This is a genomic window from Inquilinus sp. KBS0705 (assembly GCA_005938025.2).
In the GTDB taxonomy this organism is placed as follows: Bacteria; Bacteroidota; Bacteroidia; order Sphingobacteriales; family Sphingobacteriaceae; genus Mucilaginibacter.
In genome coordinates this window covers 2,464,370-2,476,708 of sequence record VCCI02000001.1, presented here as the reverse complement: position 1 = coordinate 2,476,708, position 12,339 = coordinate 2,464,370, and the positions used below count along the sequence as shown (strand labels likewise).

Below are 12,339 nucleotides of genomic sequence, written 5' to 3'. Positions count from 1 at the left end.
TTAAAATGTTCATTAATTGTTTGTCAAAGCTTGACACTAATTTGCTTGTTGCTGGTTTCTGGTTAGTTTTCATGATCAATATTTTTAGTTTATGTTTTAATTCTGTTTGTTTGGTTCTTCGTCTTCTTTGTTTTCGCTAAGGTTATCATGCCGGCGTTTCGCCTCTTTGTATTGCCTTAGTATTTGTTCCTTGTCCCGTTCATCGGAAGTTTTTTCGGGTGCAGATGGGTTCTCCCATTCTTTCTCTTCACCCATGTTTTCAGTTTTCTTATCGATTACCATTTTAACTCCGTTTGATAATATGTATTCCAAACTAATGCCAAAAATTAGCAGCCGGCCAAAAAAAATGACAGTAAGCGCAATGTTTTTTTACATTAAAAACAAAAAGGCTTAAAAAAGCCCTTTTTGTACCATTTTGTAAATGGGTATGCTATGTAAAATGTATAAAAAACCAGTACACTTTGTTGTAAAGAGTAGTCAGCAACGTATTGGTAAGGCAAACAAGTGTCCGTTTTCAGACAGTTTGTTGTATCGTTTTGCGGGTTGCAAGGTGTACAATAAGGGCTATTGATGATAAAATGATACCGATAGCGCAGGTGCCTGTCCAGTTATAAATACCCCAAACCGTAGTTGCCATAAAAGTGCCCAGCGAGCCGCCTATAAAATAAGACACCATGTAAATAGTATTGATACGGTTGCGCGCTTCAGGGTTTAAGGCGAAGATGATGGCCTGGTTAGATATATGCGTAGCTTGTACACCCATATCCATTATTACCACACCTATAATAAGGCCCGACATGCTATTGCCTGAAAAGGCAAACAATATAAACGATGCTATTACCAATAATAAGGTAAAGGTAGATAGGAGATAAGCATCCATCTTATCGCTTAGTCTTCCCATTACCCCTGCAGCCAGGGCTCCCGCGGCACCTGCCAGGCCAAAAGCACCCGCCACATCGCTGCCCTCGTTAAAATTTTGTTTTAGTAAAAATACAATGGTGGTCCAAAAAGCGCTGAAGCAGGCAAACAACAATGCGCCACGTAACGAGGCCAGTATTAATTTTGGCTCTGTTTTTACCAGATGCAATAGTGATCGCATTAGTTGTTTATAATTGCCTTTATAATCGGGTTCTACCTCGGGCAATAAAAAATAAATGAGCGCCCACATTACAAGCATAATGCCCGCCGCTATATAAAACATGGCTCTCCAGCCTAAATGCGCACCCACAAATCCACTTATTGTACGCGATAACAGTATACCTATTAACAAACCGCTCATGATAAAGCCAATTTTTTTACCCCGCTCTTCGGGCTTTGCAAGGTGCGCGGCCATGGGTACAAGCAATTGCGGTATAATAGAAGTAGCTCCAATTAAAAAACCCGATAGTATGAGCACATAAATATTGGGTGCTGTAGCGGTAATTAGTAACGCGGCTATAACAAATGCAAAATCTATCAGCATTAATCGCTTGCGTTTTACCATATCTGCCAGCGGAACAATAAAAAACATGCCTAAAGCATAACCAATTTGCGTCAACATCGAAACTTGACCCACTTTTCCGCTGCTAACGTGATAAGTATTAGCCATATCGTTCAATAATGGCTGATTATAGTACAAATTTGCCACTACAAATGCGGTTGTAATGGTCATTATCCATAAAGTTAGCGGTGTTAAGTGCGGATTTGCCTGTTTTTGAGTCATGAATGATAGATTATTGCGAGATAAACTTATTGTTTATTAAATGTTAACATTAAATTCACATTTATTTTTGATTTTTATAATGTTTTGTTTGTATATTTGTCAAAGCAATAAATAATTAAAGGATTTATTTAAAGGTTACAAAAAAATTACAAATAAATTCTTTGAATATTCAAACTTAGTGTTACCTTTACACTATTAAATATAACAAACAAGTCTTCTCATAATTTAGGTTTATAATTGGTTAGTAAAGGCCCCTGCCCATCAGGGGCTTTACTTTTTTAAGAGAATTTTTAATCGCGCAATTTTAGTCAATTAGTTTTAATACCAGCTACAGTATTTACTTAGTTTTTATAGGTAAGTTGCAAGTAAATAATTAAAATATATTAACCATATTTATTTAGTTGTTCTTTTTTAACCAGTTATACTTTTTTAAAACCGTTAGCGACCTTTTGTTCAACCTTACATCATATTTTACGTATATGATTGCAGTTGTATAATAGCTTTTTTTCGATGATACCAAAACTTACAGATTCAGTTACCCAGCATTCATTAAGCTGTGGGCCAATGTGTGGTCAAAAGCCGCTGCATGTTAAAACACAATTAAGTTTTTTTGGACAGGTTAAAGAGTTTTTTACCGGAATTTTTGATACGGCTAACTGGCCACCACGCTGGCATTGCGGCACCTGGACCGATTTTCATGGCTGGTTGTATATATTGTCGGACTTAGCCATATTTACGGCCTACTTTGCTATACCGCTGCTGCTTTTTCGAATTATTAGCAAACGCAAGGATATTCCTTTTCCTAAGATCATCTGGCTTTTCATCGCGTTTATATTATTATGTGGTACAACTCACCTGCTTGATGCCATCATATTTTGGTGGCCAGCTTATAGGCTAAGTGCATTAGTGAGGTTTTTTACAGGGGTGATATCCATATTTACTGTTTTTGCCCTATATAAAATAACGCCTGTTATTTATAAGCTGCGCACAGTTGAACAGTTAGAGGCCGAAATTGAGGATAGGAAACGCGCCGAAGCAGAATCGAAACATAACAAGTTAATGCAGCTTGCCGCCGAAGAGCTGATGCAAAAAAAGGACGAGTTTATGAGCTTTGCCAGTCACGAACTTAAAACACCTATTACCAGTGTTAAGGCATGCCTGCAAGTATTACAAAAGGTAGTAAAACAAAATGATACGTTAGATGATGTTGCCCCCTTTGTAGAGCGCGCATCTAAACAGGTAAACAAGTTGACAGATATTATTAACGAGTTAATGGATGTTACCCGTATACAAGCGGGTAAACTTGAACTTAACCGATCGGATTTTAATTTGATGGGTTTAGTGCAGGAAAGTATTGATCAGTGCCGCCTGGGCGAGGAAAGGCGCACGGTTACTATTACCGGCGATAAAGAGGTAGTTATTAACGGCGATTACACCCGGCTTGAACAAGTGCTTACCAATTTTTTAACCAATGCCTTTAAATATTCGGCAGAGGGTGAAGAAGTGGATATCTCTTTTTACTCAAACCCAGGTGGCGGCACACGGGTAGCTGTTACTGATAAAGGCATTGGCATAGCAAATGACAAGGTAGCGCAGATATTTGACCGTTTTTACCGCGTAGAAAATACCTCCCAAAAATATTCGGGAATGGGGCTTGGCCTATACATATCAGCCGAGATCATCAGGCAGCATGGCGGCCAGATAGGTGTAGATAGTACTTTGGGCGAAGGTTCTACCTTTTGGTTTATTGTTTGATTGCCTGCTTATACTTCGTTAAGGTACTTGTGTACAAAGCTTATAGCCATTGATCCTTCGCCTACGGCAGATGCTACACGGTTCATGGCACCGGCACGTACGTCACCGGCTGCAAATATGCCGGGGCAGCTGGTTTCCAGCAGGTAGGGGTCGCGGTTAATTTTCCATACCTTTTCAAAATCAGGGCATTGGTTCAGCTCACGGCCGGTTTCAATAAAGCCCTTGTTATTGGTTATAATATCCTTACATAGCCAATTAGTAAATGGCTTTGCTCCAATAAATATATACAGCGCATCGGCTTCAACGGTTTTAACCTCTTTAGTTTGCAGGTTTTGTATAGATAGCTGTTGCAGGTTGGTATCGCCGATAGCTTCAGTAATTTCGCTAAACGGCATCAGGGTAATATTGCTTACCCCGCCAATTTGGTCTATCAGGTATGACGACATGGTTTCGGCAAGGCTTTCTTTACGGATAAGGATGTAAACCTCTTTAGCAAACTTAGACAGATACATTGCGGCCTGCCCGGCAGAGTTACCCCCGCCAACCACATAAACATGCTTATCGCGGCAGGATGCAGCTTCGGTCATGGCGGCGCCATAGTAAATGCCTGCGCCGGTAAATTTACTTATGCCGGGTGTTTCTAATTGCCGGTAATCAACCCCGGTGGTTACCACAACGGCTTTGGTAGATATTTCGGTACCATCGTCCATTATCAGGGTTTTGTAGTTGTCTTTCAGCTTTATCTCTTTAACCGTTTGCGGCGATAAAAAATCGGTACCAAAGCGTGCCGATTGCGTAATTGCCCTGCGGGTAAGGTCGGCACCGCTTAAGCCGGCCGGGAAACCAAGGTAATTTTCTATACGCGAGCTGGTGCCTGCCTGGCCGCCCGGTGTCTTACGCTCTATCAATAATGTTTTTAAACCCTCGGATGAGCCATACACCGAGGCGGCTAAACCCGCCGGCCCCGCACCAATGATCACCACATCATACATATCGCTTTTTGCTGATTGATTTAGGCCGATCTTAGCGGCAATATCTTTTACAGGCGGAGTTTTAAGTAGTGTACCGTCAGCAAATATTACAGTTGGTAAATCTTTAGTATCTATGTTATTTAACTTTATTAGTTTTTTAGCCTCATCAGTATTAGCATCAAGCCACAAGTAAGGAACCAGGTAACCCGACAAAAATTCCTTTATATCGTGCGATTTAGGCGAAAACTGGTATCCTATTACTTTTATACCCCTAAAATCGGGTCGGTAATGGCCCTGCCAGTCTTCAAGCAGGTCGGTTAATACCGGGTACAGTTTTTCTTCGGGAGGGTCCCATGGTTTGGTTAGGTAATAATCAAGCTTAACATCGTTAATGGCTTTTATTGCGGCATCGGTATCGGCATAGGCAGTAAGCAATACTCTTTTTGCATTGGGGAAGAATTGTGTGGTTCGGCATAAAAACTCAACACCCTCCATCTCGGGCATGCGCTGGTCCGACACAAATAGTGCAACCACTTCTCCTTTATTCTTTAGTTCCAGTAAGCTATCCAGCGCCTCCTTTACCGATGCGGTGGCCAGTATGCGGTAATCTTGCCGGTAATGGTCTTTAAGGTCGCGGCTTATGGCGCGCAGTACTTGCTGGTCATCGTCAATAACAAATATGATAGGTAGGCTCATTTGATGTGTCTTTTTTAATTAATTGTCTTTAATAGGGAAACAAATGGTGAACACGGTATTCCCCGGTTCTGATTTTACTTTAACGGTGCCGGTGTGCTGGCGCATAATGCGTGTAACAACATCCAAACCCAAACCTGTGCCTTTGCCCATGTCCTTAGTGGTAAAAAACGGATCGAATATTTGCGATTGTATATCATCCGGTATGCCGGGGCCATCGTCTGTTATATATACGCAAACAAAGTCGCCATCCAATTGGGTTTTTATTTGCAGGGTGCCGCTGCCATTTGGCTCCATAGCATCAATGGCGTTATCAATAATGTTTGTCCAAACCTGGTTTAGCTCGCCGGCCAATGCTTTTACTTCGGGCAATTTTAAATCAAAGTCTTCTACCACCTTAATATTGCCCTTTTTTATTTTGTACTTAAGCATGGTTAGCGTGTTACGTATACCGGCATGTATATCCAGTAGTTGCTTATCGGTAGCCCTATCCATGTGGGTAAAGGTTTTTACCGAGCTAACCAACTCCGATATACGCGCCGATGATTCGCGAATGTCTGACACCATTTTTTCGGCAAGCAAGTAGTTGTTCATCCAACTAAGCACTACTATAAGCTGCGGTTGTGGTACACAGTTGTTTAAATGGTCAAGGTCTGCGGCTGTAAAACCAAATTCGGCCATGTTCTCGGCAAATTCAGCTTGTTTTATATCGTGGTCATACAGCCAGTCGGTTAATTCATCCTCCTGGTCGGCCCGTTCCATCATGCTTAAAACAGGTCGGTCTGTTTGCTGGGTTTTGCCCACAAGCAGGTTATTGATACTGTCTATCTTTTCGGGAGTAATGTTTAACGCGGCAGTGTTTTTAAACATTAAGGGCAGGTTTTTTATTTGCCCGTGCAGCATAGCCGCGCCGCGGGTAATTGCTGCCGCAGGGTTATTCAATTCGTGCGCCATGCCTGCAGATAGCTTGCCCAATGCAAACATTTTTTCGTTTTGCTGCTGCCGCGATGTAAAATCGCGTACGCGACTGGTTAATATATGTACCAGCGCTTCGGTAAGCTCGTAGTTGCGCTTAATAGATTCTTCCATTTTACTGGCCGGAAACATAAATACCCGCGCTGCTTTAACACACTCGCCGTAACCAATGGCCTTAGTAGCCCTCGAGAATGGTAAATAGCCGGTGATACTGCCTGCATCAGATACAGCTATCTCCCGCAGGTTGCCGTTTTGTATAGCGCAAAGCCTTACACGCCCTTCTAAAATAATAACTGTTTGGTTAAGCGGGTCGTCTTTTTTAAACAGGATATCGTTTGGTTGCAGCTCTGTAGTAGTACCGGCGTCAACAAACCATTGCAGCTGATCATCAGGCACGGTGGCAAGGGCAGGTATAGCTTTTAAATCGGCTAACGTTGCATTATTCATAAATACGGCGTAAATGTGCTATAAAGGTAATAATTGCTACCGAATAAGCAGGTGGTTACTACTGCTGGAATTATTAAAAAAGATTTTACCTATACGCTTGACGAAATAGTGGAAAAACTTATAAATTAAAGACTTCAAACTTATTTTGCGTATTCACATCATGAAAAAAATCACAACAGGTCTGTTCTTGATAGGATTATTTACTTGTTCGGTAGGTATCGCTCAAGTAAAAAGAATGAGTAAGATTGCGCAATTGAAACAGAGCCCCAGGATTGACTCGTTATTAGATGATGCGGTAAAAATAGCAGCTAATTATGATCCCGTGCTCATATTACTTGTGACTTCCAGCGCCGAGTATTACAGCATACGTATTTTAGACGCGCCTAATATCCAGTCATGCGCGGGGTTTATTGCGAAAGATGGTCAGAATGCTGGCTATTTTGAGTATAAGAACCGTTTCGTTTTCGTTAAGGGAGATCTGCTAAAGTTTCATTTTTTTCAAAAAACGGGAAAGTCGAAATGTCTGACGTATCTTGATCCTCCGTTCGAAAAAAGTACTTCGAAGGTTACGGACATCAAGGTAACACCCGAATTGGAATATTATTATCTGAACGGGAGATTCATAGCAAGAGGCTATGGAGATCGATAAACATGACTAAATAATGAATCCCTATTGATCAAGGATTCGATTATCTTATAAATATCTATATATTTAGTACCCGTTGTATACGAATATTTTTACATCAATGGCATAAACTATATAAAAAGCAATGAGCGACGACCCATTTGATTATAATGGTAATTGGTAAAATGAAGTTAAGACTAAGTATATTAAAACTATTTAAACCGATAGTCTGGCTATGCTGCACATTGCTCGTCGGCTTATCGTTCGTCTATATACATTCCGATGGACATTTAAAATTTTTGTCTTACTTTTTGGTGCCTTTTGCTGTGCTGGCTACACCCACTATTTATTTGTTCTTCGAGTATTATGGAGAGACAAATGGTCGGACAGTCATCATAAATGCCGACGAACTAGTGGTTATTCAGAAAAGTGGAAAAGTTAACCATATCCCGTTTAGTGAACTGGCCTATATAAAATTATTTAAATCAGCCAGAGCGGACGGTGTTTGGGCGTACATGGGCAACCCTTTCGAAATGTTTTACCATGCGCAGATATGGACTAATAAAGGCCAGGTGATAGTTCTGACCTCTGTTATGGATCCGGATATAGACGAAGCCTTAAAGCTGCTAACCAATGTGGAAATAAAGGTTGTGAGGACCGTTTTTGCAAACATTTCTATTTGAGAAAAAACGCCTGGTTGTTTAAAACGGAGCAGGACAGCGGCAGTTTCCCTTAGTGGCTGATGGTATTTGTTTTTATTAGTAATTGATATTTAATTCTTTAATATGCTCAAGCAACCAAAGAGCCCTTATGTATTATAACCCTGAAAAAATAGCGGATGTAAATAACAACTCAGCTAAATAAATTTACTATTGTGTTTATTAATTCCCTAAGATGTGATATATTTGCGACCCGAACGGGGGATTAGCTCAGCTGGCTAGAGCGCTTGCATGGCATGCAAGAGGTCATCGGTTCGACTCCGATATTCTCCACTTGAAAGCGAACAATTGATTGTTCGCTTTTTTATTTGAGTTTTGCGTTTTATAAGCTAAGTTTAAATAAGATATGCAAAAAACCATCATGTTTTCGGGTTACAACTGCGATCCGCACGACGTGTCGGAATCGTATACAGCGTTTGTATGGCTTACCATTCTGCTAAAGCAGTTTAAGGTTATATTATTAGCTAAGCAAAAGGCCGAAGCATCTATCATCCGCTACTATAACGGCAAACTGCCGGATAACTTAACGATTATTGGTTTTAAGGATAAATACCCCTTCAGCAACATAAGGCTGGTGAGCGATAATTTGCAATTAGGCTATTTTTTTTTTAACTATCGTATAAACGCCTACCTTAAGAAACATCCTGAAGTTATTGATAAATGTGATATTATTTTCCAAAAATCGCCAGAGGCATTCCGTTATTTTACATCGCTGGTACAGTTTCCCAAACCGGTTTATATCGGTCCATTGGGTGGGGGATTAAAGCCTACTGCGGCACTTAAAGGATATTTTAAACGTGAGCCATTCCTGTTTAAATTGCGTAACCTGGATAAGCTTATTTTATGCTTGCCTCCATACAAAAGGCAGTTTGAAAAACTGGCAAAAGTTATTGTAGCCATTGATTACCTGGACGATATTTTACCCGCCGCTTATTTAAAACGGAAAGAGGTGTTGCTTAATTCGGCTATTTACGGCGAAGACTATGTGCAGGCTGTTGATGATAGCGGCGTGGTTACTATAATATATGTTGGCCGTTTAACACGGTATAAAGGCGCCGAACTATTAATTAAAGCCCTAAATAATATTAAGAACGCCAACTTTTTGCTCCACATTTTGGGCGATGGCGAAGAACGTGAATATTTGGAAGGACTGGTTAACGATTTCGGCCTGGTCGATAAAATAATGATACATGGCTGGAAAACATCAGCCGAGCTAAAACATTATTACGGTACTGCATCTATATTTTGCCTGCCTACAATGACTGAATCGCTTGGAGTAGTATTTTTTGAAGCCATGGCATCGGGCTTGCCTATAGTAACCATTAATAACGGCGGGCCAAAATACTTGTGCCCAGACGAAGGCGCTATAAAAATACCTATTACTACAGAAGAGGGTATAATAAACGATTTACAGCAAGCGCTTGCGATGCTAATAGACAACCCTGAGAAACGCGGCGAAATGGGTGCTTTTAACCGGAAATACTGCCTTGAAAACTATGATTGGAAAATATTAGAGACCCGCATACTGGGCTTTTTTAATCGGGAAATTAATGTGCACACTAAATAATTCACCTAAATTATACGCTGCAAAAAACCTATTCTTGCGTAGGTGCCAATTGCAATAACAGTATATTTTAAAAATTTTCCATCACTGCTTCTTATCTTTATATGAACGGGGAGCCCCCCAGACATAAAGCGGTCTAATAAAAAATGTATTTCATCAAGCTTCAGCCCTGGCAAACCCAACCGTTTCGCGATAAATTTGAGGAGAGACTTCCGCATTGCTTTTAAAAAACCGGCTAAAATAAAACTCATCGTTAAAACCCAGTTCGTACGCTATCATTTTAACCGGCTTGGCAGTAAGGTACAATTCGCGTTTGGCTTCGATAATGATGCGCTCCGCGATAAGGTTACTCAGGGTTTTGTTGAAATGTGTTTTACTAATTCTGTTTAATGCCTTGGCAGAGATGTTTAGCATATCAGCATAATCGCTTGCGCTGTGTTTACTTTTATAATGCTCTTCAATGGCGTCTTTCAGCGTTTTTAGTATAAAGGGTTCCTTTTTTGTGCCGGATGTTTGAAGTAATTGCGTATTTATCTTCATTCTGGATGCATTTATCAGAAATATCTTTAGGTATGCAATCATCAATTCATATTGTGCAACCGCTGTGTTTTGCATTTCCATTTTTAAGTCATTAACCAGGCCGGTTAGCAGTTCCATTTCCTTATCCTGTAATTGCACCTGCGGCGATTGGTAAATATTATTAAAAAGTACCCCGTTACAGGCAACTTCCTCCTGATGCTTGTGAATACAGAAAAAATCGGGATGGAAATTAATTAAAAGTCCTTTAAATTCGGCCTTGGCCTTTATCATATACGGCTGGTAGATAGAAAAACTCATCAGGCTGTTTTCCTTAAATTCATATTCGGAAAAGTCTGCGGTCAGCTTGCCGTTTCCCTTAGTTACCAAAATCAACGAGTAGTAATTATAATTTTTTAGCTGGTTAAAGTACGTATCATCCTCAAAAGCAAATATCTTAAAGGCCAATGCTTTTGTTTGCGGGTTAATTAATGTAAAAGCGGTTTGATGAGCTGTCAAAATATTATGGTTTAGTTGGATGCCAATTAAAATAGTTGTCTTTCAGCGGCTGATATTTCAAGATCATTGATGCTGGCGTAACGTTTGCGCATTAACCCGTTTTCGTCAAATTCCCAAAGTTCATTTCCGTAGCTGCGGTACCATTGTCCCTTTTGATCACGCCACTCATACTCAAAGCGCACTGCCATACGATTTTCGCGGAACCCCCATAGTTCTTTTTTTAGCTTATAATCCAATTCTTTCTCCCATTTTTTGGTTAAAAAAGCTTTTACCTCTTCTCTTCCATTAATAAATTCCGTTCGGTTACGCCATTCGGTATCAACGGTATAAGCCATACAAACTTTTTCGGGGTCTTTGGTGTTCCAGGCATTTTCGGCAAGTTGCACTTTCTGTAAAGCAGTCTCCATAGTAAACGGAGGAAGGGGAAATTTTTGTTCCATTATGCGATATTGATTTAAGAATGGATAAAGACAAATTTATCCATTCTTAGTGGTTAATATGATTAAATAGCGGCTGTTTTAACCAGGTCAACTTCAGGAAAATCTACCACAACCTTTGCTGCATTGTTAAAGTAGTTTGTGAACAAATTAAGGCTAACATGGGCTATAATTTCGGCTATCGCTGCTTCATTATAACCGGCATTTTTTAACGCGTCCACATCGGCATCGTTGATCCGGCCCTTTTTTTCAACAATGGTCCTCGAAAAATCAAGCGCGGCCTGAATTTTAGCATCGGCTGATTTACCCTGGCGTGCGTTTGAAATGCTGGCGGCATCAATGTGTACCAGTTTTTCGCCTATAAAGCTGTGTGCGGCATTGCAATAATCGCAGCTGTTTGCATTTGCAACAGTAAGTGCTATAAGTTCTCCAAGCTTGCCGCCAATAGTTGCTTCTGCTAAAGCCCCGCTAAAAGCAAGGTAGCCATTTAAAACGGCGGGTGAAGTACCCATCGTCCTCATCATATTTGGCACCATGCCGAGTTTGCCTTTGATAGCTGTAAAAAGATCTTTTGATTTCCCTGTAGTTGTTTCAGGATCTAGCGCTGTTAAACGTGACATTTTTTTAAAATTTTGTTTGTCTTTATTGACAATACAAAGGTGCGTCACTCGTATGTTTCAACACATGGATAAAGGGCGTTACTGCATGGACAATTAGGCCGCTATTTAATATTTAGGTATCTTAAGGCCATTCTTTTCAACAACGGTACGTAAAAGTTCCACTTCCATCTCCAGCTTTCTCACATATGCGTTTCGGTCAGCAAAGGCGGTTTCAATGTCATTCATCGTATAACGTTGTGTAATATGCTGCGGGCAATTCCAGTCGTAAGCCTTTACGTCGAAGATCATCATCCGTTCTGCTTTGTGCTTATACGTGTCTGGGTCAAGCAGCTTAAAAAGGCCCGGGTCATCTTCAATTTCGACAATACGGATATCCGCGTATAGTTTTAATCTTGATCTGTTGGGATAATCCATCAGGAACAGGGAAACCTTTTGGTTAGTAGCAGCATTCCCTACGCTGATGTATTGCTTATTGCCGCTAAAATCAACCACGCCCAGTGTATGGTGATCTAAAACCTTCATAAAGCCTTTTGGCCCCCCTCTATGCTGAATGTAAGGAAAGCCATTCTCGCCAATGGTAGCCATGTAAAAACTGTCTCGCTCGCTAATAAATCCCTCCTCCGCAGGTGTAAATCCATTAGTGTTGTTGTTCTTTTCCATCCTGGCATAGCCGGCCCGGCTTCCATTATCTTCCTGCAGGGCCTTTATGGCATCGGTAAAAGCAATTTTCGCATAGTTCATCATTTGTGATTTATCGTAACTGAAAATATTAAGGCATAGTTTTCATGGTAACACA

12 protein-coding genes and 1 tRNA gene are annotated in these 12,339 nt (G+C 40.6%); 5 read left to right on the top strand and 8 right to left on the bottom strand.

Going from position 1 to position 12,339, the window contains the following annotated elements; genetic code table 11:
- Positions 1-96 precede the first annotated feature (96 nt).
- On the bottom strand, positions 97-282 hold the full coding sequence (locus FFF34_011000; GenBank protein TSD67884.1) for a hypothetical protein: 186 nt from the start codon (positions 280-282) through the stop codon (positions 97-99).
- A 232-nt stretch (positions 283-514) separates the two neighbouring features.
- On the bottom strand, positions 515-1,651 hold the full coding sequence (locus FFF34_010995) for an MFS transporter (protein ID TSD68018.1): 1,137 nt from the start codon (positions 1,649-1,651) through the stop codon (positions 515-517).
- Between the two features lie 561 nt (positions 1,652-2,212).
- On the opposite strand from FFF34_010995, the gene FFF34_010990 reads away from it, so the two are divergent.
- Positions 2,213-3,457, top strand: a complete 1,245-nt coding sequence (locus FFF34_010990; protein TSD67883.1) for a HAMP domain-containing histidine kinase — start codon at positions 2,213-2,215, stop codon at positions 3,455-3,457.
- Between the two features lie 8 nt (positions 3,458-3,465).
- Here the strand turns inward: FFF34_010990 and FFF34_010985 are convergent, their stop codons facing one another.
- Positions 3,466-5,124: a response regulator gene (locus FFF34_010985; GenBank protein TSD67882.1), complete on the bottom strand. Its 1,659-nt coding sequence runs from the start codon at positions 5,122-5,124 to the stop codon at positions 3,466-3,468.
- 18 nt (positions 5,125-5,142) lie between these two features.
- Positions 5,143-6,543, bottom strand: a complete 1,401-nt coding sequence (locus FFF34_010980; GenBank protein TSD67881.1) for a cyclic nucleotide-binding domain-containing protein — start codon at positions 6,541-6,543, stop codon at positions 5,143-5,145.
- A gap of 160 nt (positions 6,544-6,703) precedes the next feature.
- Between FFF34_010980 and FFF34_010975 the strand changes: the two genes are divergently transcribed.
- From FFF34_010975 to FFF34_010960, 4 genes are all read left to right on the top strand, one after another.
- Complete coding sequence (locus FFF34_010975) at positions 6,704-7,192, top strand: hypothetical protein (protein ID TSD67880.1); 489 nt, start codon at positions 6,704-6,706, stop codon at positions 7,190-7,192.
- Positions 7,193-7,353: 161 nt separating this feature from the next.
- Entirely contained in the window at positions 7,354-7,851 is a 498-nt protein-coding gene (locus FFF34_010970) for a hypothetical protein (GenBank protein TSD67879.1), read from the top strand.
- Between the two features lie 235 nt (positions 7,852-8,086).
- Positions 8,087-8,160: transfer RNA gene (locus FFF34_010965), tRNA-Ala, on the top strand.
- 73 nt (positions 8,161-8,233) lie between these two features.
- Positions 8,234-9,454: a glycosyltransferase family 4 protein gene (locus FFF34_010960; protein TSD67878.1), complete on the top strand. Its 1,221-nt coding sequence runs from the start codon at positions 8,234-8,236 to the stop codon at positions 9,452-9,454.
- A gap of 153 nt (positions 9,455-9,607) precedes the next feature.
- On the opposite strand, the gene FFF34_010955 is transcribed toward FFF34_010960, so the two are convergent.
- The 4 genes from FFF34_010955 to FFF34_010940 form a co-directional block, all read right to left on the bottom strand.
- A complete protein-coding gene (locus tag FFF34_010955) occupies positions 9,608-10,486 on the bottom strand; it encodes a helix-turn-helix domain-containing protein (protein ID TSD67877.1) in 879 nt (292 codons plus the stop codon).
- A gap of 26 nt (positions 10,487-10,512) precedes the next feature.
- Entirely contained in the window at positions 10,513-10,926 is a 414-nt protein-coding gene (locus tag FFF34_010950; protein ID TSD67876.1) for a DUF1348 family protein, read from the bottom strand.
- A 62-nt stretch (positions 10,927-10,988) separates the two neighbouring features.
- Positions 10,989-11,543, bottom strand: a complete 555-nt coding sequence (locus FFF34_010945; GenBank protein ID TSD67875.1) for a carboxymuconolactone decarboxylase family protein — start codon at positions 11,541-11,543, stop codon at positions 10,989-10,991.
- 105 nt (positions 11,544-11,648) lie between these two features.
- Complete coding sequence (locus FFF34_010940; protein TSD68017.1) at positions 11,649-12,284, bottom strand: pyridoxamine 5'-phosphate oxidase family protein; 636 nt, start codon at positions 12,282-12,284, stop codon at positions 11,649-11,651.
- Positions 12,285-12,339: the final 55 nt, after the last annotated feature.

Coding starts and splice junctions, on each gene's coding strand:
- FFF34_011000 (TSD67884.1), bottom strand. CDS start 282: ATGGTAATCGATAAGAAAACTGAAAACATGGGTGAAGAGAAAGAATGG.
- FFF34_010995 (TSD68018.1), bottom strand. CDS start 1,651: ATGACCATTACAACCGCATTTGTAGTGGCAAATTTGTACTATAATCAG.
- FFF34_010990 (TSD67883.1), top strand. CDS start 2,213: ATGATACCAAAACTTACAGATTCAGTTACCCAGCATTCATTAAGCTGT.
- FFF34_010985 (TSD67882.1), bottom strand. CDS start 5,124: ATGAGCCTACCTATCATATTTGTTATTGACGATGACCAGCAAGTACTG.
- FFF34_010980 (TSD67881.1), bottom strand. CDS start 6,543: ATGAATAATGCAACGTTAGCCGATTTAAAAGCTATACCTGCCCTTGCC.
- FFF34_010975 (TSD67880.1), top strand. CDS start 6,704: ATGAAAAAAATCACAACAGGTCTGTTCTTGATAGGATTATTTACTTGT.
- FFF34_010970 (TSD67879.1), top strand. CDS start 7,354: ATGAAGTTAAGACTAAGTATATTAAAACTATTTAAACCGATAGTCTGG.
- FFF34_010960 (TSD67878.1), top strand. CDS start 8,234: ATGCAAAAAACCATCATGTTTTCGGGTTACAACTGCGATCCGCACGAC.
- FFF34_010950 (TSD67876.1), bottom strand. CDS start 10,926: ATGGAACAAAAATTTCCCCTTCCTCCGTTTACTATGGAGACTGCTTTA.
- FFF34_010945 (TSD67875.1), bottom strand. CDS start 11,543: ATGTCACGTTTAACAGCGCTAGATCCTGAAACAACTACAGGGAAATCA.
- FFF34_010940 (TSD68017.1), bottom strand. CDS start 12,284: ATGAACTATGCGAAAATTGCTTTTACCGATGCCATAAAGGCCCTGCAG.